11 protein-coding genes are annotated in these 20,906 nt (G+C 72.3%); 4 read left to right on the top strand and 7 right to left on the bottom strand.

Going from position 1 to position 20,906, the window contains the following annotated elements:
• Positions 1-357 precede the first annotated feature (357 nt).
• A complete protein-coding gene (locus POL72_RS03145; RefSeq protein WP_272093496.1) occupies positions 358-750 on the bottom strand; it encodes a hypothetical protein in 393 nt (130 codons plus the stop codon).
• A gap of 732 nt (positions 751-1,482) precedes the next feature.
• On the bottom strand, positions 1,483-2,967 hold the full coding sequence (locus POL72_RS03150) for a serine/threonine-protein kinase (protein ID WP_272093497.1): 1,485 nt from the start codon (positions 2,965-2,967) through the stop codon (positions 1,483-1,485).
• A 110-nt stretch (positions 2,968-3,077) separates the two neighbouring features.
• Between POL72_RS03150 and POL72_RS03155 the strand changes: the two genes are divergently transcribed.
• Together POL72_RS03155 and POL72_RS03160 are read left to right on the top strand one after the other, a co-directional pair.
• Positions 3,078-7,235, top strand: a complete 4,158-nt coding sequence (locus POL72_RS03155; RefSeq protein ID WP_272093498.1) for a protein kinase domain-containing protein — start codon at positions 3,078-3,080, stop codon at positions 7,233-7,235.
• 46 nt (positions 7,236-7,281) lie between these two features.
• Positions 7,282-9,030, top strand: coding sequence for a hypothetical protein (locus tag POL72_RS03160; protein WP_272093499.1), 1,749 nt, complete (start codon positions 7,282-7,284; stop codon positions 9,028-9,030).
• A gap of 15 nt (positions 9,031-9,045) precedes the next feature.
• On the opposite strand, the gene POL72_RS03165 is transcribed toward POL72_RS03160, so the two are convergent.
• On the bottom strand, positions 9,046-10,479 hold the full coding sequence (locus POL72_RS03165) for an FHA and sigma-54 interaction domain-containing protein (protein ID WP_272093500.1): 1,434 nt from the start codon (positions 10,477-10,479) through the stop codon (positions 9,046-9,048).
• 122 nt (positions 10,480-10,601) lie between these two features.
• Positions 10,602-11,723 carry a hypothetical protein gene (locus tag POL72_RS03170; protein ID WP_272093501.1) on the bottom strand — a complete coding sequence of 374 codons (1,122 nt, stop codon included), beginning with the start codon at positions 11,721-11,723 and terminating at the stop codon, positions 10,602-10,604.
• A gap of 677 nt (positions 11,724-12,400) precedes the next feature.
• Here POL72_RS03170 and POL72_RS03175 point away from each other — a divergent pair.
• The gene (locus tag POL72_RS03175) at positions 12,401-13,903 is read left to right on the top strand and encodes an endo-1,4-beta-xylanase (RefSeq protein WP_444547637.1); all 1,503 of its coding nucleotides are present in this window, start codon (positions 12,401-12,403) and stop codon (positions 13,901-13,903) included.
• 179 nt (positions 13,904-14,082) lie between these two features.
• Positions 14,083-15,696, top strand: a complete 1,614-nt coding sequence (locus POL72_RS03180) for a non-reducing end alpha-L-arabinofuranosidase family hydrolase (protein ID WP_272093503.1) — start codon at positions 14,083-14,085, stop codon at positions 15,694-15,696.
• Between the two features lie 279 nt (positions 15,697-15,975).
• On the opposite strand, the gene POL72_RS03185 is transcribed toward POL72_RS03180, so the two are convergent.
• The 3 genes from POL72_RS03185 to POL72_RS03195 form a co-directional block, all read right to left on the bottom strand.
• Positions 15,976-16,902: a hypothetical protein gene (locus tag POL72_RS03185; RefSeq protein ID WP_272093504.1), complete on the bottom strand. Its 927-nt coding sequence runs from the start codon at positions 16,900-16,902 to the stop codon at positions 15,976-15,978.
• A 97-nt stretch (positions 16,903-16,999) separates the two neighbouring features.
• Complete coding sequence (locus POL72_RS03190) at positions 17,000-18,361, bottom strand: DUF1552 domain-containing protein (protein WP_272093505.1); 1,362 nt, start codon at positions 18,359-18,361, stop codon at positions 17,000-17,002.
• Between the two features lie 29 nt (positions 18,362-18,390).
• Positions 18,391-20,085, bottom strand: a complete 1,695-nt coding sequence (locus POL72_RS03195) for a DUF1592 domain-containing protein (RefSeq protein ID WP_272093506.1) — start codon at positions 20,083-20,085, stop codon at positions 18,391-18,393.
• Between the last annotated feature and the right edge of the window lie 821 nt (positions 20,086-20,906).

The following is a 20,906-nucleotide window of genomic DNA, read 5'->3' on the forward strand; positions in this document are numbered from 1 at the left end:
TGGCCAGCGTGAAAGGGCGCGACTTCGAAGGGGACAGTCGTACGAGCTGGGCATCGAGCGCGTGCCCCCAGAGCCCTTCAACCATCTCAAGGCCGGCGACAGGGCGGTCTACGTCATTGCTGTGACACGTCGGTCGAGGTGTCGATCGTGAATGTCGCCGGCTGCGCCGCCTTCGACGGAACCCCGGGGCCCTCGTGGAATACCTTGGTGATGAAGGCTGCGATGGTCGCGCCACGTCGTCGTCGACGTGTGTTCCCTCGGCCTCGTGGGACGCCGCGGGCGGAACGGCGCGCGGCGGCGATCGGGGTGGCCGGCGGAGAGGCCCCGGGGCGGCTCGCCGCGACGGCGCCGGCCCCCTCAGGGCTGCAGCGCTCTACAGTGGATCTCCAGGACCCGGATCTTCCCCTCGACCGTGTCGTACCTGAGATCCAGCCCCGTCAGCACCTGCTGGGCCGGGCAGCTCAGGGTCACGTTGTTCCCGGCGTACCCGATCGCATAGCTCGTGTGGGAAGCCGAGGCGAGGTCGAGGGCCGTATTGGCCGCGTTCCTTGGAGCGTAGTTGATGCGCACGTCCTTCACATAGGTGTTGGCGCCGTCCACCTTGAGCCGCAGACCCGTGGGGTAGTTGGCGACCGGGATGGCGGCGCTGAGCCCGCCGGCGCGGAAGCCGCCCGGCCACGAGAAGATGGTCTCCGGGTCGATCGCGCCGGTCCGCGGGAGATCGGGCAGCAGGAGGTCGAACTCCGGCACACGCCGGACATCCTGGCGATGAACTCGTCAGGCTCGGTGAGGGGCTCCTGGAAGGCGGTGAGTTCGGTCAACATGAATCCAGCGCCATCATCGATGTGGCAGTGGATATACTCCCAGGCCGAGAGGTTGGCGTTCAGGCCCGAGTCCCAGCGCACGTTGACCGCGGCGTTGCTGACGGTCCAGGTCTCCGAGAGGGACGGGGCGTCCTCCATGAGCTCAGGGTCGGCCGCCTCGACGGCGCAGCCGGCGGCGAACAGGGCGACGAGGGGGAACGCAGAGCGAACGATGCGCATGACGAGATCTCCTCAGCTCTCTCGAGCTCTCTTGTTGTCGAACCGGAGGCAGCCAGCCGCGCAGCGCGCCAGGAGCGGCGCGGCCGCGGCGGCCTCGCGGGGGAGCCCCATCGCAAGCGCCTTGCCAGCGCGCGGCGCTCGCGACCTGGCGTCGCCCGCCGAGGGCCATTCCCACCGATCACCTGGGAGCGACGCGCCCTTCACGGCCGTCGCGATGCTCGCGGCGGGACGGCTTTGCGCCGCGCAGGCGCCCTGCCTGCCACAGGCCGGCTGTCCCCTGTCACACCGCCCTGTGACACCCCTGTGGCAGGGGCCGTATCAGCGCCCCGCCCGCGTCAGGTCGCGGCGCTCGCGGCGCGGCCCGTGTCATCAGGCCGCGGCGCATCGCATGCCCGCGTCAGGCCGCGGCGCATCGCATGCCCGCGTCAGGCCGCGGCGCTCACGGCGCCACCCGGCGCAGCGCACCGCCCTCGCCCCGGAGCGGCGCACGTTCGCTCTCCCCCTCCCCGCCCTCCCCGGCAAGCCCCTCGGCGAACGCGCCGGTCACGAACACGCCCGCCCCGGTCGCGGCGGGCGCCCAGCCGCGCAGCGCCTCGGGCTCGGCCGCGTGCAGCGCGAGGCGCGGGAGGACCTCGGGGCTCGCGCCGGCCCGCGCGCCGAGCTCCGCCCAGAGCTCGAGGGCCCAGCCGAGCGCCCGCTCCGGCGCGCGATCGAACGGCGCGGGCAGCGCGGCCAGCAGCGCGTCGGCGCTCTCGACCACGAGCGTCGCCCCGAGCCGGACGAGCGCCGCGCGCGCCGCCTGGACCAGGCGCTCCACGTCGGCGAGCGCCTCGTCGCCCGCGTCGTCCGGCGCCGAGAGCCGGGCCTCGACGAGCAGCGCCGCGCATGGTCCCCCCGGCGCGCGCTGCCCCTGCGCGCAGGCGCCCGCGAGGCGAGCGTCGGCCGGTGAGCGCGCCGCGGGCGCCGCGCTCTTTCGGCCCGGCGCGCCGACCGCCCGGCGCAGGGCGGCGAGCAGCTCGGGCACGCCCGCGTACCGGTCCGCCGGCTCCTTGGCGAGGCAGCGGCGCACCACCGCGTCGAACGCCGCCGACACGGGCGCGCGGTCGCTCGGGCAGGGCGGCGGCGAACGCAGGTGCATCTCCTCGGTCTCGACCGCATCGGCGCCCTGGAACGGCAGCTCCCCCGTCACGAGCTGGTAGGCGAGCAGGCCCACCGCGTAGATGTCCGTGCGCGCATCCACCGCGCCGCCGAGGATCTGCTCCGGGGCCATCGTGAGCGGCGTGCCGAGGATCAGGCTGCTGCTCTTGCCGCCGCGCGCGCGATCGACGTCGCGCGGGCGGAGGAGCTTGGCGATGCCGAAGTCGACGAGCTTCACGCCCGGCGCGCCGGGCCCGCGCTCACCAGGGCAGACCATGACGTTCTGGGCCTTCACGTCGCGGTGCACGACGCCGATCGCGTGCGCGGCGGCGAGCGCGCCGCCGACCTCCTCGAGCAGGGCGGCCGCCTCGGACGGCGAGAAGGCGCCCCGCGCGCGCAGCTCGGCCGCGAGGCTCCGGCCCTCGACCCACTCCATCGCGATGTACGGCCGGCCGTCGTCCAGGGCGCCCACGCCGCGGACCTCGACGATCGCCGGGTGCTTGAGCCGCGCGAGCACCTCCGCCTCCCGCTGGAAGCGCCGGAGGATCGCCGGCAGGAGCGACAGGCCGCGGCGGAGGACCTTCAGGGCGACCGGCGCGCCGCCCCCGACCGGGACGGCGCGGTGCACGACGCCGAAGCCGCCCCCGAGCCGCACGTCGTCGAGCACGTAACCGCCGACCACCGCGCCGGCCGGGAGCGCGTCGCCGGCGGCGCTCGCCTCGAGCTCCAGCGGTCGGCCCGAGATGGCGGCTGTCTCGTCCTGGTTGAGCTCGGCAGGCGGCCGCATGGCACCCTACCCCAGTATACTCGCGCCCCATGCGCTGCTCCGAGTGCCATCGCCGCCTCCCAGGGCGGGCCGGCGCCGCGTGCCCGGCGCACCCCCTGGCCCCATCGTCGGTGACGAGCGCCGACGAGCGAGAGGACGAGGCGCTCGATCGGGATCCGTCGCTGCTGGTCCCCGGGCTCCGCATCGAAGGCTTCCGTATCGAGCGGCTGCTCGGGCAAGGGGGGTTCGCGCGCGTCTACGGGGCGACGCGCGAGGCCGACGGCCGCTCCGTGGCGCTCAAGGTGGCGCGCCGGCAGGACGACGGCCGGATCGCGCGCGAGGCGGCGGCGCTCGCCCGCCTCGATCCGCCGCTGGTCCCCGCGCTGCTCGGCCGCGGGCGCTCGGGAGAGCTCGGTCCGTTCCTCGTGCTGGAGCGGCTCGAGGGCTGCTCGCTCGCGCGGCGCCTCGCGGACCTGCCGGGCGCCGGCGCGATGCCGATCGCGCAGGCGTCGGCGATCGTGCGCGCGCTCTCGGCCGCGCTGGACGCGGTGCACGACGCCGGGCTTGTGCACCGCGATCTCAAGCCCGAGAACGTGTGGCTGCGGCCGGGCGGGGAGGTCGCGCTGATCGACTTCGGCCTGGCCGCGCAGGCGCGCGCGGACGGCGATGCGCGCGCGGCGCTCGGCCCCGATCTGACGCAGACCGGGGCGATCCTCGGGACGGCGGCGTACATGGCGCCGGAGCAGTGCCTCGGCGCGCGCGCCGTCGACGCGCGCGCCGACATCTACGCGCTCGGCGCGATGATCTTCGAGCTGCTCACCGGACGTCCGCCGTTCGTCGGCGAGGCGGCCGAGGTGCGCCAGGCCCACGTGGCCCGCCGCCCCGAACCACCGTCGTCGATCGCGCAGCTGCCGGAGGGCGCCGACGAGGCGGTCCTCCGGTGCCTCGCGAAGGATCCAGAGGCCCGCCCGGCCCGCGCGAGCGACGTGGCGCGCGCTCTCGCGGCGTCGCTCGAGGCGCGCGTCGCCCCGTCCCGAGGGCGCGCGGCATCCTCCGGCGCACCCGCAGGCCGATCCGACGCGTCATCAGGCCGATCCGACGCGTCCCAAGGCCGATCCGACGCGCCCGAAGGTCGATCCGACACGTCCCCAGGCCGATCGGACATGGCCGAGGGCCGCTCCGACACGCCCCAAGGCCGATCGGACATGGCCCAAGGCCGATCCGGCGCGCCCCAAAGCCGATCCGACGCGCCCGCTCCCACCGCCGGCCCGCACCGCGCGGTGGCGCTGCTCGCCCTGCGCACGCGGGAGCGCGCGGACGCGCTCGTCGACATCGCCCGGGCCGAAGGCGGCATCCTGGCGCGCTTTCGCGGGGAGCGCATGGTGCTCGCCTTCCCCGCCGCCGAAGCGCCAGGCGACGGCGTGCGCGCGGCGGCGCGGGTGGCCCGGCGCCTCGCCGAGGCCGGCGCAGCGGAGCCGCCCCTCGCGGTCCACCTGGCCCCGCTCCGGGTGCGCGCGGGCACGCACGGCGTCACGCTCGCGGGCGCTGCGCTCGAGAACGCGGAGACCTGGGGGGCCGGTCCGGGCGACGCGGACGCCATGCCGCCGGCGCTCCTCACGGCCGAAGCGCGGCGCGCGCTCGCCGACAGCCCGCACGTTACCCCGCCCCCTCCGCGCGAGGTGGCCCCCGAGCCGCGCAACGCGCCCCCCGACGAGCCCGGCGAGACCTCCCTGCGCGGCCGCGACGCGGCGCTCCGCGCGGCCCTCACCGCCGCGCAGGAGGCGCTCGCCGGCGGAGGGCCGGCGCTCGTCACGGCGCTCGGCGCGGAAGGGCACGGCAAGAGCCGGTTCCTCGCAGCGCTCGCGGCGGCGCTCCACGCCGGCGGCGCGGCCGTGCACGCCGCGGCGGCGCTCCGGCCGGAGGCGGCCGAGCACGGCGCGACGTTCGTCGCGCTCCTGCGCGCGTCCCTGGATCTCCCGGCCAGCGGCGAGCGCGACGCGAATGCCCGGGAGGCGCTCGTCCAGCGGCTCGGCGCGGCGGAGGCCGCGCGCGCCTGGCCAGCCGTCGGGCTCGCCCTTGGGCAGCTCGCCCCCGCAGACCCGGCCGCCGCGCCGCTCCTGGAGGCGCCGGGCGCGCGACGCCACGCCGAGGCGCGCGCGCTCGCGGCCGCCCTCGCGGCCGCCGCGCCGATCGCGCTGCTGCTCGACGACGCCGACCGCGCCGACGCGTCCGCGCTCGACGCGATCGAGCTCGCCACGGCCGAGGGCAGCGCGGCGCGCCTCGCGATCGTGCTCGCCGCGCGGCCCTCGATCGCGTCGCTCCGTCCGGGGCTCGGGGAGCGCGCCGCCCGCCGGGTGACCCTCGACCTCGGCCCGCTCGACGCCGAGGCCGCGGGCGCGCTGCTCCAGGATCACCTCCGCCCCGTCGAGTTCGTCCCCCGCGCCGTGCTCGATCGCCTCCACGCGCTGGCGCGCGGCGTCCCGCGCGACCTGGTGGAGGTGGCGTGCGCCCTGCGCGTCGGCGGCGCGATCCAGCGCGCCCGGGGCGGCGAGGGCTGGACGCTCGCTCCGGACGAGCTGCTCTCCCTGTCCGCCGCGCCGCTCGGCGAGCGCCTCGCCGCGCGCGCGCTCGCGGCCCTGCCGCCGCCGCTCGTGGACCTGCTCGAGCGCGCGGCGATCCTCGGCGACGACCTCTCCCCGGCCGAGCTCGAGGCCGCCCTGCGCGCGCTGGATCGCGCCGCCGACACGCGGTCGGCCGGCGCCGGCGCCGGCGCGCTGGACCCCGGCGTCGGCCTCGCGCGCCTCGCCCGGGCCGGCGTGCTCGTCGCGCTCTCGGCGTCGCCGCCGCGCTACGCCTTCCGGCACCCGCTCCTGCGCGAGGCCGTCGAGGCGCGCATCCCGCCCGCCCGCCGCCGCGCGCTGCACGCCGCCGTCCTCCGGGGCCTCCTCGGCGCGCCGCGCGCCGCCGGGGCGCGCGCCCGGATCGCGCGGCACGCGGCCGCCGCGGGAGACCTGGCCGCGGCGGCGGCGGCGCACGCCGAGCTCGCGGACGAGGCGCTCGCCCGGCACGACGTCGTCGAGGCCGAGCAGCGCTTCACCGCGGCCCTGCGCCTCGTCGGCCTCCTCGAGCGCGACGACCCCGAGGCCCGCGGCCGCGCGCTCGCGGGCCGAGGCCGGGCGCGCTACCGCCTGCAGCGCTTCGAGGAGTCGCTCGCCGATCTGCGCGCGGCCCGCGCGCTGGCCGAGGCCGCGGGCGACAGGGGCCGCGCGGGCGAGCTCCTCCTCGAGGAGGCGACCGCGCTCGACTGGCTCGAGGACTTCCCCGCGTCCGCGGCGATCGCGGCGCGCGCCGCCGAGCTGTGCGCCGGCCTCGGCGACGCGCGCCTCGACGCGCGCTGCCTGCTCGCGGGCGGCCGCTCGGACTGCCGCGACCAGCGCGTCGACGAGGGGATCCCCAAGCTGGAGCGGGCCGCCCGCGGCGCGCTCGCCGTCGGCGACCACGAGACGCACGTCATCGCCCGGCTGGTGCTCGTCGCGTCGCTCTCGGTGGCCCGCCGGCTCGACGAGGCCGAGCGCCACGCCGAGGCCGTCGTCGAGGCCTGCCTGCGCGCCGGCGACGCCTTCCACCTGTGCACCGCGTACATCAACCGCGTCTTCATGTGGGTGAAGCGGCGGGAGGAAGGGCGCGCTGTCGCGGACCAGCGGGAGGCCGTCCGCCTCGCCCGCGAGCTCGGCCACGCCCAGCTCGAGCGCTGGGCCACGCTGAACCTGGCGGAGCTGCGGTACTGGCTGGGCGCGCCCGACGAGGCCCTCCCGCTCGCGCGCCGCAGCCTCGAGCTCCAGCGGCGGTATTTCAACAAGCGCCCTTCGCCGGACGATGTCCTCCTCCTCGCCCGGATCCACCTCGCCCGCGGCGAGCACGACGAGGCGGCCCGCCACCTGGCCGAGGCCCGCGCGAGCCTCCCCAAGCCCAGCCTCACCCCCTGCGCCCGGACGCTGGCACGCCTGGTGCAGCAGGCCCTGGACGACCGGGCGGCCGGTCGGTTCGACGCTGCGGCATGGCGCGCGCTCGTGGAGGAGGCGCGGCATACCGCGATCCTTCATGAGCACGCCGAGGCGCTGCACAGCGCGGCCCTCTCGGCCCTCCGGGCGGGCGCGGCCGGCGAGGCGCTGGCGCTCGTGCGGGACGCAAGGGCGGACTCGGCGGGCTTCTGGGAGCAGCGGTTCGACGAGATCGAGCGCGCGCTCCTCTCGCCGGGCCTCTCGCCGGGATCGAGCGGCGAAGCGTGAACCGATGATCCGGCTCGCCAGGACGAGAAAGGAACCCGATCGCGTGATGATCTCCCGGATCCCTGGGCTGCTTGTGTTCTGTCTCGGGCTCTCTTGCGCCGGCGCGGGCTGCGCCGGCGTCGGCGTCGGCGTCGGCGACGACGCCTCGCCGCTCGACGGGCCGCCGCAAGCGGCGCCGGCGGGGAGCGGCAGCTCGTCGAGCGCGTCGGCCTCCGGGCCGGCCAGCGGCGGGTCGGCCAGCGGCGGGTCGGCCAGCACCAGCGCTGCGGTGGCGGCGTTCGCGGACGCGGTGCAGGGCGTCTGGGGCAACGGCCTCTCCGCCGAGGCGCTCACCCGCAACGCGCTGATCACGAACCCGCGTGCCAACCCCGTCATGGTGTCCGTCCCGCTCGCGACCGACAGCTACGCCGACGCAGGCCCCTATCCCGTGCTCCAACGCCAGCTCCGCCACGAGCCCACGCGCGAGGTGATGGGCTATCTCGTCGCCTGCGCCCTCGAGGTGGGCCAGAGCGTGTCGTACACCGACACGTCGACAGGCGAGGAATTCACGTTCGACGGCAAGATCGGTATCTGCCCGGCCTGGGCCGCGGGCCCGGTGGGGGTGAAGTGCCAGCAGCTCGTCTCGGCGTGCATGCTCTCGCTCGTGAACGCCATGGGCCGCTCGATCACCGTCTCGATGCGGGGCCAGGCCTTCCCGGAGCACCGGCCGGGGCTCCTCACGCCGGCGCCCTCCGTCCGCGTGGTGACGAGCACGGAGGACGGGGACACCATTCCGAGCTTCAGGCGGTGCAGGATCGATTCCCAGGGCGCGTCGCGCAGCTGTGGATGGACGGCCGAGCACGTGGGCTCCTGCACCCCGGGATCGACCGTGTTCATCGCGACCGGCGAAGCGCCCCTGACCGACTGCGCCGACGACGCAGCGAGCGCCGTCGGGCTGCCCGCCAGCGATATGGTGCTTCGCGTCTGCAGCGGTATCCGCGGCTGCGAGGCCGGCTCACCCGATCGAATCGACTCGAGCGAGGTGCGCTGCGGCAGGCGCGCCGAGCCCGCGCTCCGCTTCGTCTGCCCTTCCAGCGCCTACTTCAGCCTCATGAGCGGCCCGCGGACGAGCGGCCGCGCCGGCCTCCCCGCGCCGGCCGGGAGCGGCGCCGCGGCGCTCCAGACGAACCGGCGCTTCAGCGTGGGGAGCCGCCCGCGCCCGAGCCCCCCGCCGCCGCCCGGCGCCATCTCCGTGGTCGAGGCGACGTTCCGCGCGGCGGTGTATCCGGCGGCGGAGGCCGACGTCTTCGGCTGGCGCGAGGGCGCGTTCTACGGGAATCTTTGGGGCAATGAGCCCCTCCATCCCCGTCTCAAGACGGGGATGAACGAGGTGAAAGAGAACGGCGAATTCAACCCTGCTCCGACCCCCGAGGAGTTCTCCGGGCAGGCCATCTATCGGCACGCCTTCGCCTGCACGGGTGAATACTGGACCGATCACGCCGCGTACGTGGCGGAACGCCTCTGCGCCGGCGCCGAGGGCGAGATGGACTGCGTCGCGACCTCGGTCGGCGCCTGCGGCGAATCGTACGCTGTCACGAGCTGTCCGCCGCTCCACCAATGCTCCGTCGACGACGGGGGGCTCGTGGACGGCGACAGGGACTTCCAGCAGTGCGATGGAGGCGGGGGCACATGGCCCCACCCGATCACGGTGTTTCTCAACCACCCGTCGGATGTCGTCCGGAACTCGCCGTTCTCCCCGTTCGCGCCGTTGTTGCCCGGCGGCGTGTTGTCCGGCGATGCGGCGCGCTGTCCCTGAGCGGCGGCCGTGCGCTCACCCGCCCCTGTAGTCGCCTGGCTCGATGCCATAGCGGGCGATCCACCGGTGGATCTGCGTCCTCCCCTTGCCCATCGCCCGCGCCACCGCGCTGACGTTCCCGCGGTGCTCGCGGAAGAGGCGGATCAGCGCCTCCCGCCGGCGGTCCTCCTCGTCGGAGCGCTGCGGCTCGCCGGGCTGGGGGGCCTCGGGCTTCGGGGCCTCGGGCGCGGGGCCGCCGCGCGGGAGGACCGCGGGCGGCGGCAGGTGATCGAGCTCCACCCGCCCGCCGCCCGCGAGCACGATCGCGGTCGCCAGGCACTTCTCCAGCTCGCGGACGTTGAGCCGCCACTCGCGCAGGAGGAGCGCGCGCGCCGCCTCGCAGCCGAGCGAGATCGACGCGGCCCGGTCCGGGGCGGCGCGGCGGAGCAGCGCGGCGATGAGCAGGCCGAGGTCCTCCCGGCGCCTGCGCAGGGGCGGCAGCTCGAGCACGAAGCCCGAGAGGCGCGCGAAGAGATCGCCCCGGAAGTCGCCGCGCTCCACCATCGCCGGGAGGTCCCGGTGCGTGGCCACGACCACGCGGAGGTCGACCTTCACGGGGCGCGTCGCGCCCACCGCGACGACCTCCGACTCCTGCAGCACGCGCAGGAACGCGGTCTGCGACGCCGCGGGCAGGTCGCCGATCTCGTCGAGGAAGAGGGTGCCGCGGTCGGCCGCGCGGATGAGCCCGGGCCGGTCCTCGGCCGCGCCGGAGAAGGCGCCCTTCTTGTGGCCGAACAGCTCGGACTCGATGAGGCTCTCGGGCAGCGCGCCGCAGTTGATGGCGACGAACGGGCCGGGCCGCCCCGAGAGCGCGTGGACGGCGCGCGCGACGACCTCCTTGCCGGTGCCGCTCTCGCCCTGGAGGACGACGGGGATCGGCGCGGGCGCGACGGCCCGGAGGGAGGCAAAGCGCTCGGACAGCTCGGGGGAGAAGGTGGCGAGGCCGAACGGCTGATCCGCCGCCTGGGTCGCGCCGCCCGCAGGCTCGTCGGGCGCGGCGGCCTCGCGGAACAGGAAGAACGTGTGGCCGAGCTCGATCAGGTCCCCTTCGGCCAGGAGCGCGCTCCGCTGCGGCACGCCGTTCACGAACGTGCCGTTCGTCGAGCCGAGATCCTCCAGGCGGAGCCGGCCGCCCTCGCGCGTGATCCGCGCGTGCCGCGACGACACCCAGCCGTCCTCGAGGCGCACGTCGAGGATCGCCCGATCGCCCTCGATCCGCCGGCCGATCGAGCGCGCAGGGCCCCGCCCGAACGCGACCTCGTCGACCCCGTCGAGCGCGAGCCGCGCGGGCGGATCCATCGGCCGCTGGCACTGCAGCACGAGGAAGAGGAACGGCCGAGGCTCGTGACCAGCGTCGGCGCGCCGCCGGGTGCGGACCAGCGTCGTCGGATCCTCCCGCGCGGCGCTCATCCTGCCCCTCTCCTCCCCCGGGCGGGCGCGCGCGGAGGAGGCGCCGGGATGTCGAGCTGGGCCTTCATGCTGCGGGCGTACGATCTATCACGCCCGCCGACCTGAAGCGCGCCGCGCGGCGATCAGCGATAGGGCCCGCGCGGCTCGGGGGCCGCGAGCGCGGAGACGATCGCGATCGCGCGCTCGATCCGGTCGCGCCGCGTCTCGAGGTGGCCGAAGACGAGCGTGACCGCGGCGTCATCGCCCGTGACCGACGCCGGGCGGAGCGCGGCGATCTCGCGCCGCAGCTCGTCGCCGAGGCGCTGAGCCACCCGGTCGGGCGCTTCCGCCAGGAGCTCGTAGGCCCGCGGCAGCGCGTCGTCGCCGGACGGATCGAGCGCGCCCCGGGGCGGGCCGCGCCTGGGCCGGCGCCTCAGGGTGAAACGTTCTGAAGGCGACGCGGCGCGGGCCGCGCGGACGCGGGTGCCGAACGCGCCCTTCCCCCCTACCCGGCCGAACTCGACGGTGAAGAGCCTCCCGCGGTGCTCGAGCTCGATGGTCATCCCGCCCGCGGACGAGGCGGTGCCCGCGCCGGACAGGAGGCGCCCGCCGAGCCCCTGCGAGAGCGCCCGCAGCTCCTTGGTGAGCCCGCGGCCGCGGTCCGCGACGAGCGCGGCGGCGCGGATGGCGCTCGCGAGCTTCTCCGCGTCGTCCTCCAGCCCGGCGCGGACGGCGGTGAGCCGGTGCGACTCGAGCGTGACCTGGTAGTCGGCGGCCGCGCGGAGCGCCTCGCGCAGCGGCGCCGTGAGCCACCAGCGCGCGAGCGCCGGGATGCTGGCCTTGACGACGAAGGCGCCGTCCAGCGCCGGATCGCCGACGTCCACCTGCCGCGCCCGGAATGCCCCGCCGCTCCCCCGGCGCAGCCGCTGCTCGTGGACGCGGAGCCTGAGGCCCGACGGGTTCCGCGCCGTGCCGGTGATGCGGGTGTGGTAGCGCGCGACGGACACGTCGTCGTGATCGATGTCGTGGTCGACGAGCAGCGAGACGTTCTCACACACCACGGAGATCTGCATCCGTGGGTCTCCCTGCGGATCCGGCCCTGACGTGAACTTGCCGCCGACCAGGGCCGCGGCGCGCTGCCAGCTCGGCCGGGCGAGCCGCCAGCGGGCCTCCGCGGCCCGCTTCGCCTCCTGCCGCGCTTCCGCGAAGCACCTCACGAGCCCCGTGATTCCGGAGAGGATCATCAGGACAACGATCGGCTCCATCCTCCGCGATCCTACCCTCCCCGCCCGGGGCGCGCCCGGGCGTGGCGGCGAGCACAGCCGCTGGCAGCGCGGCCGTCCCCGGGCAGAGCGCGTGGCGCAGCTCGCGTTGGTCGGGGGATGAGGAAGTCCAATGCAGGAAGGGAGAGGAAGTCCAGTGTGGGATAAGGAAGTCCAGTGTGGAGAGGAGAAAGAAGGCCCAACTCCTCCGGAGATGTCAAGTCCCAACTGCGAGAGCTGCCCTGGGCCGACAGAACATGATGCCGCGCAATCCGGCCTCTCTGAAAAAGTAACACCATATCGACAACTTACCCATGAATCGACGGGCCAGCCTTCACTCAACAGCCTTCTTGGATTGACATCCTGGTTGTGAGCGTTCACATTGATGCCCGTCGGTATTCTTTTGCTTCGCTTCGAAAGGGCGGTCATGCGCACCGAGACCTTCGTCAGCCGATCGATCTCGGCATCGGTTGGGTTCGCTCGGTCATCGTGTTGGTGAGCCCGCGAACGTCGCGGTCGCGCCTCAGCAGCGCTGGGCGCGAGGTCTCGTCTCCACGGCGACCCGCACGCCCGCCCCATGAAGAAGCGACATCATAGTAACAACTTATGGTTGCGCCCAAGGGGCCGCTTCACGCCACGGCCTACGACATGCCCCTTGGGTACAGGAGAACCTCATGAGAATGCGATTTGAACGATGGCCCCTGCTAGCCACGCTCGCGCTCGGCGCCTGCATCTCCGCCGAGCCGATCGACGAAGACGGCTACGAGCTCGACGATCTCGCCGAAGGCATCACCATCGATACCGCGGCGACCTACACGATCACGGGCGTCCAGAGCGGAAAATGCGTCGAAGTGGCTGGAGGCAGCACCGCTGACGCAGCGGCCCTGCAGATCGCCAGCTGCAACGGCTCGACGCGCCAGCAGTTCCGCATGGAATCGGCAGGCGGCGGCTACTATCGCATCCGCAACGTCAACAGCAACCGTTGCATGGACGTCGCCGGCGCCTCCACGAGCGACGGCGCCCGCATCCAGCAATACTCCTGCTGGACCGGGGAAAACCAGCAGTGGTCGTTCACCGACGTCTCCAGCGGCGTCGTGCGCCTCACCGCACGCAACAGCGGCAAGTCCCTCGACGTCTACGGACGCGGCACCGCCGACGGCACCGCCTTGGTCCAATGGGCGTCGAACGGCGGGACCAACCAGCAGTTCCGGATCACACCGGTGGGCTCGGGCAGCAGCAGCAGCAGCGGCACCGGCGGCAGCGGCGGCACCGGCGGCAGCGGGGGCGCCGGCGGCAGCGGCGGAGCCGGAGGAGGAGGCGGCGGCGGCAAGTTCGTCGGTAACATCACCACCGGCGGGCAGGTGCGATCGGATCTGTCCCGATACTGGAACCAGATCAGCCCGGAGAACGAGGGCAAGTGGGGCTCCGTCGAGCCCACGCGGGACGTCATGAACTGGGCCGGCATGGACCGGGTCCGCGATTACGCTCGTCAGAAGGGCATTCCCTACAAGGGCCACACGCTGATCTGGGGCGCCCAGCAGCCGAGCTGGATTGGCGGTCTGTCGCAGAGCGAGCAGCGCGCCGAGGTAGAAGAGTGGATCCAGGCGTTCTGCCAGCGCTACCCGGACGTCGCCATCATCGACGTCGTGAACGAGCCGCCCCCGCACACCACGCCGGTGTACATGAACGCCCTCGGCGGCGCGGGCTCGAGCGGCTACGACTGGATCGTGCAAGCGTTCAAGTGGGCGCGGCAGTACTGCCCGAACGCCAAGCTGCTGCTCAACGACTACAACAACATCGAGTACAGCGGCGACAACCAGAACACGCTCAACATCGTGAATCGGATCCGGGCGGCAGGGGCTCCCATCGATGGCATCGGAGCTCAAGCTCACGACGCGCACAAGCTCAACACCAGCACCGTCAAGGGCTTCCTCGACAAACTCGCCGGCACCGGTCTACCGGTCTACATCACCGAGTACGACATCAACCTGGCGAACGACACGCAGCAGCTCAACGTGATGCAGAGCCAGTTCCCCATGTTCTACGACCATCCGAGCGTGAAAGGCATCACGCTGTGGGGGTACATCAGCGGCCAAACGTGGGTGACCAACTCAGGGCTCATGAGCAGCAGCGGCCAGATGCGGCCCGCCATGTCCTGGCTCATGAGCTACCTGGGACGCTGACGCTGAGCGCGCTGACGCGCGGTTCACGGAGCTCCGCGCGCCCTGGGATCGCTGCGCAGGCTCGTCCGCTCGGTCGCGGGTCGACGGAGTCGACCCGTAGGGCCAGAGCTTGCGCAGCCGATCCCGGGTGCCTTCCAACGTGTCTTACCTCCCGCTTCGTATACCTTTGAACAGAGGGGATGATGATGAGAATCCGATTCAGGCGATGGCCGCTGCTCGCGACGCTCGCCGCCACGGCCGCGTGCGTCTCCGCCGAGCCGATCGATGAAGACGGTCACGAGTTCGACGCCCTGGCCGAAGGCGTCACCATCGATACCGCGGCGACCTACACGCTCACCGGCGTCCAGAGCGGAAAATGCGTCGAAGTGGCTGGAGGCAGCACCGCTGACGCAGCGGCCCTGCAGATCGCCAGCTGCAACGGCTCGACGCGCCAACAGTTCCGCATGGAATCAGCAGGCGGCGGCTACTATCGCATCCGCAACGTCAACAGCAACCGTTGCATGGACGTCGCCGGCGCCTCCACAAGCGACGGCGCCCGCATCCAGCAATACTCCTGCTGGACCGGGGAAAACCAGCAGTGGTCGTTCACCGACGTCTCCAGCGGCGTCGTGCGCCTCACCGCACGCAACAGCGGCAAGTCCCTGGACGTCTACGGACGCGGCACCGCCGACGGCACCGCCTTGGTTCAGTGGGCATCGAACGGCGGGACCAACCAGCAGTTCCGGATCACACCCGTGAGCTCGGGCAGCAGCAGCAGCAGCAGCAGCGGCGGCGGCACCGGCGGAGCCGGCGGCAGCGGCGGAACCGGCGGAACCGGCGGCAGCGGCGGCAGCGGGGGCGGCGAAGGTTGCGGCTTGCCGACCACCTTCCGCTGGCAGTCGAGCGGCATGCTGGTGAGCCCGAAGTCCGACGCGACTCACAATATCGTGTCCATCAAAGATCCGACGGTCTCCTTCTTCAACGACCGATGGCACATCTACGCCACCACGGCGAACACCGCCGGGAACTGGCAGATGACTTATCTGAACTTCACCGACTGGTCCCAGGCCGCATCCGCGCCGCAATACTACATGGATCGCACGCCCGGCTTCAGCGGCTATCGGTGCGCGCCGCAGATGTTCTTCTTCAGGCCTCAGAACAAGTGGTACCTCATCTATCAATCGCAGCCGCCGCAGTTCTCCACGACCAGCGACCCGAGCCGCCCGGACAGCTGGACCAGACCCCAGAACTTCTTCGCGTCCACGCCCGCTGGCATGCCCAGCCTGCCCATCGATTACTGGGCGATCTGCGACAGCGCCAATTGTTACCTCTTCTTCACCGGCGACGACGGTCGGATGTACCGCAGCCAGACCACCCTGCAGAATTTCCCGAACGGGTTCGGCCCGGTCTCGGTCGCCCTTCAGGACTCGAATCGTAACAATCTGTTCGAGGGGAGCTCCACGTACAAGATCAAGGGCATGAACAAGTACTTGACCGTGATCGAGGCCATCGGCCCGACGGGCGCCAGGTTCTATCGCTCGTTCACCGCGGATCGCCTCGACGGCGCGTGGACCCCGCTCGCGCACACCTGGAACGCGCCGTTCGCAGGTCAAAACAACGTGACCTACGCGTCAGGCGTGGCTGACTGGAGCGACGACGTCAGCCATGGCGAGCTGGTGCGCGATGGCAACGACGAAACCGCGACGCTCGACACCTGCAATCTGCAGTTCCTGTATCAAGGACGCAACCCGAGCTCGGGCGGCGAATACTCGCAGCTCCCGTACCGCCTCGGCCTGTTGAAGGCAGTTCGCTAGCGGGCCGAACCTGTTGGAGCTCATCGAGCTCCAACAGGTTGCTCCGCCTCCTCGATCAGCTTGCTGGGCCGCCTCGAGGTTCTGGCTCGCCGCTGCGCGCCGGGTGTCGAACAGGTCTCTCCTGGCGCCCAGGGTGCGCGCGGTGTCCTCGACGCGGTGTGGGCGAGCGCGTGCTCAACAGCTGTCCGCAGCCGGAGCACGGCGCGTCCCGGGCCGCACTGCACCTCAGGACGCCGACGAGATCATGGGCCGAGCGAGGCCGTCGGGCCCCGACGCGCCCTACTTGCTCACCGACACCACGTCCAGGCGCAGCATCTGGCCGGTGGTCGGCGCCGTGTCGTACGGCGGCAGCCCCTCGAAATAGTCTTTGGTCCAATTGGCGATCTGGCGTTCGTTGCCGTCGTTCATCACCACCTTGACCATGGCGCCGCCGTTGACCTGGATCGTCGCCTCGTAGTCCTCCTTGTGAATGTCGTGAGCGCGGTACTGATAATTGTTCAGCCAGTACGTCTGGCGCGGCTCGCTCACCTCAATCGAATATTGCTGGTAGTTGATGGAGTCGCTGGGGCCAACGCTGCCGCCTATCATGAACGGCTTCTTGGGCATCTCGCCCCCCTCGATGTCCGTCGGCTCCCAGATCCCGCGCACCCGCAGCTTGACCGAGTACGTCGTGCCCGGATCGCCGCCGAAGATCACCTGCTTCTCGATGCGCTGGGTGTTGGGCGGATGATTGCACGTCGCCATGGAGGCCAGCGGCAAGGGCGTCGACGGGGCGCACGGGGCATCGACGAACAGCTTGTCCAACCCGCTCGCATAACTTGCGAGATCTGGAGCGGCGTCGCCGCCACCCGAGCCACCGCCGCCGCCCGAGCCGCCGCCGCCGCCCGAGTCGCCGCCGCCCGAGCCACCGCTGCCGCCGGAGCCGCCGGAGCCACCCGAGCCACCGCCGCCGCCCGAGCCCGACGCGGCGTCATGCGTACCGGAATCGCCCGGCGCTGCTCCCCCGGTTCCCCCGGCTCCCCCCGCGCCGCCCGTCTCGGTGCTGCTGCATCCGGCGACCGTAAGCAGCAGCGCAAGCAGAGCCATCGCCGGCGTTGCGCAGATACTCCGCATCCCCACGGTATCGGGGCTCGGACCGGGGTCATCGATGGCGGTGCGGTTCGCGCAGACGAGCCGCGCTGTAGCGAACGATGAAATCGAGTTCATAGAACCAGTATCCTACGTTGGGGACGATAACGTTGGGGACGATACGTCGGCGCGGGCAGGTCGGCGAGCGCCTCTTCCAGGCGCCGCGACGCCGCGCTCAGACCTGGATGCCCGCGAGCGGTGACGTGACCCGCCCCGCGTCGATGCCGATCTCCGTCACGTTCACGCTCATGACCTGGGCGACCGTCAGGAGCGCCTTGCTCAGGTTGTCGCCGGGGAAGTTGCGATGCTCGTCGCCGCGCAGCCGCCCTCCGGCTTTCCCGGCGAAGAGCACCGGCCATTCCGTCCTCGTGTGCACCTTGCCCCACGCGGTGTCGGACGTGACGTACACGAGCGAGCTGTCGAGCAGGTTCGAGCTGCCGTGCGGCGTGTTCTTGAGCTTCGTCAAGAACTCGTTCAGGCAGCGCATCGTGTAGATCACGCCCTTGTCGACGCGAGGCTGACTCGATTGGTCCCCGGCATCTCCGTGGCAGATGGTGTCGTGGAAGTCGTCGTTCATGTCCTGCGCGAGGTGCCGGTAGTAGACGTGCGCGGCGGGCAGCGAGAACATGAACGAGAGCACGCGGGTCCTCTCGCACGCGAGCGCGAGCGCCGAGAGCTCGACCATGGCGGCGTTCACCGCAGGGGGCGCCTCGCTCTGCGAATCCTTGCCGACGGTGGGGACCGTCGGGCTCTTGCACGCCGCCGTCGGACCGCCGCCGGACGACATGGTCTCGAGGCGCTGCTCGATGGCGCGGATCGACTCGAGGTGCTCGTCGATACGATGCCTGTCGGCCGCCCCGAGCCGCTGCTTCAGGCTCGCGCCGTCCTGCTGGATGGAGTCGAGCACGCTCTTCCGCACGTTCGCGATCTTCGTGGCCTGTTCCGCGCCGTCGTCGGTGGGCTCGGGCAAGCCGCTCATGAACAATCGATTGAACACGGCCTTCGGATCGTACTCCGGGTTGTTGCGCGCGTTCGGCCCCTTGTGCGAGACGGTATGCAGCGAGTCCGGAGGGCCGCCCGGCGTCGCCGGCGTCACCCCCACCTCGAGGGAGCGGTACGGCGCCCCCGCCGAGATGGCGTCCGCGACGACCTGGTCGATGGACGCGGCCCGCACGGCGTTCCCGCTGAGCGGCGCGCCGGTCGTGGCGCCCGCCGACCCCGTGGGATGCTCGGATCCGGAGACCACGAGCTTGTTCTCGAGGCCGCTGATCACCGTGAGGTACGACTTGAGGTCCGCGAGGGGCTGGAGCTGGGGGCTGAGGTCCCAGGCCTGACCGGAGCCCGTGCGCGTCGGCTTCCAGCGACCGGGAAGCGTGCCGTTCCCGAAGAACCAGGTGACGTAGAGCGGCGAGACCGGGGTCTTCGTCTGAGCGAGCGCCGTGCCGCTCTCGTTCAGCATGATCTCGAGCAGGGGGAGCGGGATCGTGACGGCGGCGCCCGTCGCCAGAATCCCCCGGAGAACAGTTCGTCGGTTCAAGGCTTTGTTCGTCATTGGGGTACCTGCGATCAGGGTTGGGGGGCGACGGACGAGAAAGCGTCGTTGGTCACGACGTCGAGGACCAGCTCGCGCAGCTTGTACCCCGACCCTTCGAACGAGGCGGTCAGCGCGTTCAGCACGCTCGCGTCCACCTTCCTCTCCTCGTGACCCGCTGCATACGTGTAGTACTTGCGGACGAGGCATTCCGCGACGGAGGCGTCCGCGCTGAGGGTCAGGCCGAGCGCACGCGCGTCGGCGACCGGCTGCCCGTCGAACTCGCCGCTCGGGTCGATCGGCAGGCCGTGGTCGGTCGTGCGGAAGCGGCCGATCGCGTCGAAGGTCTCGAGCGGCAGGCCCAGCGGGTCCATGTACGAGTGGCAGCCGGCGCAGGCGGGCTTGGTCCGGTGGTTCTCGAGCCGCTGACGCTTCGTGAGGGGCTTGTCCGCGGGCGGCTCCGGGAGCTCGAGAGCGACGTCGCCGGGCGGCGGCGGGATGGGCGTGCACATGAGGGCGTCGCGCATGAACTTGCCGCGCAGGGTGGGAGAGCCCTCCTTCTGGTTCGCGAACTGCGAGAGGAAGCCCGCTTTGCTGAGGATCCCGATGCGCGGGCCGTCCGCGGGCAACGCGCGGACCTCGAAGGCGCCCGAGCCGAGGCCGGCGGTGTCGAGACCGTAGAGCTGGGCGAGGTCGCTGTTGACGACGACCTTCGTGGTCGAGAACAGGTCGAGCGCGCTCGCTTGATCGTCGAACGCGAGCACCTCCCAGGTGCCTCGCATGTCGCGGACCATCGCCGCTTGCAGCGCGGGGTTGTACTCCGGAAAGAGCCCCGAGTCCTTTGCCTGGGTGCCGATCCGATCGAGCCGCATGTACTCCTCGGCGAAGGCGCCGACCGCCTCGCGCCCGGCAGGCGTCTCGAGCAGCCGCGTCGCCGCCGCGCGGATCCCCTCCACCGTTCCGAGCGCCCCGCTCGCGGCCTCGTCGAGCAGCTCCTGGTCCGGCAGGCTGTTCCACAAAAGGAACGCGAGCCGGGACGCCATCTCGTAGCCCGTCAAGCGAAGCGACCCGTCGGCGCTCGGCGCCCCGAGCTCCGGGCGATACAGGAAGTTCGGAGAGGTGAAGAGGGCCACGGTCGCCCAGCGGGCCCCCTCGACGGGGCTCTCGAGCTCGGTCGCGGCCTTCGCGGCGACGGCCGCGAGCCGGTCGAGCTCGGCGGCCTCGAGCGGGCGGCGCCACGCTCGAAGCCCGAGCGTCTGGAGGAAGCCACGCACGCAAGCGTCGTTCTCCGCGCCGCTGGGCGCGCAGCCGATGAACTGGTCCCGCTTCGCGCGATCCGCGAACACCGCGTCGACGGCGCTCTCGATGGCCGCGTGGTACTGCTCGACGCCTCGCTCCGAGGTCACGACGGTCGATGCGCCGATGACCGCAAAATTCCCGTTCCAGCTGTCGGCGTCGAGCTGATTGATATCGACCTCGACGCCCAACATGTCGTGCACGGCGTTGCGGAACTGCGTTCTCGTCAAACGGCGCAGCATCCCGGCCGCGGGCTGGAACGGCGGCGGGTCCGAGTCCGAGCCCGGCGACGTTCCATCTCCCCCGCTCGAGGATGCCCCAGCGCCCTCCGTCGGGTCACCCAGCGCGCCCGTGCACGCGGCCGCGAACGCGAGCGCGCAAACGGCGGCGATCTCTTTTGAGGAACGGAGCTCGTGCCACGACGGCTTCTTCATCTTGCTCTCCGATAATGCAAGGGGATGACGACGCGCGGTAACCCACATCTCGCGACCATGCCTCGGAGCAGGTGCTCGCATCGCCGAGCCAAGCTCGCCCGGCATGACGGAACCTGGAGCACCTGAGACCGGACCGGGCCGCTGTGATGACACTGCTGCGCCCGAGGAGGGGCTGAGGCATGGCCCGCCGCAACCTAGGTTACGCCGCCCCCGAAGTTGCCATCCGGCCGCCTCGCCGGGCTCCCGAGAAAATTCCAGCTGACAGCACCTAGGGCATCACGACAGCCGTCGAATCAGCAAAGCTTGTCGTGGCCTCTGGTGAATCGCCTCTGGCGAAACGCCAAGCACCATCGATCGGCAATCGCTTCCGCGACGGCCGAACGAACGGAATCGACACCGGAACCGATCAGAAGACGAAGGTCTCGGCGCGCATGACGCCCACCGAGGGCGAAGCGAAAGGATACCCCTGAGCCGAATGTGAACGATCACATTTCAGGAGTCAACGCCAATCGACCGGCACGCGGGCCCCCTCGATCCCGAGCTGGGACGACGCTGGCGGGGCCCTCCAGAGCCGCACGCATCCTGGTCGAGACCGCGCCGGTGCTGCGCAACAGCACCATCCAGGCTCCGTGGAACCTACAGCCTCGCAGAAGCCAGGCTCGTAGGACAGCTCACGCATGGCGGCGACCGGCCACCGCCACGCGTCGCCGCCCGCGTCGCCGGCACGCGTCGCTCAAGGCCGAGCATGGCTGCGCGGCGGTCAATTTTGATTGACCCAGCCATGTGAACGATCACAATCTGTGTACGAGCTGCGATCATGC

The organism is Sorangium aterium (genome assembly GCF_028368935.1).
In the GTDB taxonomy this organism is placed as follows: Bacteria; Myxococcota_A; Polyangia; order Polyangiales; family Polyangiaceae; genus Sorangium; species Sorangium atrum.

Excerpts from the sequence above, each read along its gene's own strand:
- POL72_RS03150 (WP_272093497.1), bottom strand. The coding sequence starts at position 2,967 with ATGCGGCCGCCTGCCGAGCTCAACCAGGACGAGACAGCCGCCATCTCG.
- POL72_RS03160 (WP_272093499.1), top strand. The coding sequence starts at position 7,282 with ATGATCTCCCGGATCCCTGGGCTGCTTGTGTTCTGTCTCGGGCTCTCT.
- POL72_RS03165 (WP_272093500.1), bottom strand. The coding sequence starts at position 10,479 with ATGAGCGCCGCGCGGGAGGATCCGACGACGCTGGTCCGCACCCGGCGG.
- POL72_RS03170 (WP_272093501.1), bottom strand. The coding sequence starts at position 11,723 with ATGGAGCCGATCGTTGTCCTGATGATCCTCTCCGGAATCACGGGGCTC.
- POL72_RS03175 (WP_444547637.1), top strand. The coding sequence starts at position 12,401 with ATGCGATTTGAACGATGGCCCCTGCTAGCCACGCTCGCGCTCGGCGCC.
- POL72_RS03180 (WP_272093503.1), top strand. The coding sequence starts at position 14,083 with ATGATGATGAGAATCCGATTCAGGCGATGGCCGCTGCTCGCGACGCTC.
- POL72_RS03185 (WP_272093504.1), bottom strand. The coding sequence starts at position 16,902 with ATGAACTCGATTTCATCGTTCGCTACAGCGCGGCTCGTCTGCGCGAAC.
- POL72_RS03195 (WP_272093506.1), bottom strand. The coding sequence starts at position 20,085 with ATGAAGAAGCCGTCGTGGCACGAGCTCCGTTCCTCAAAAGAGATCGCC.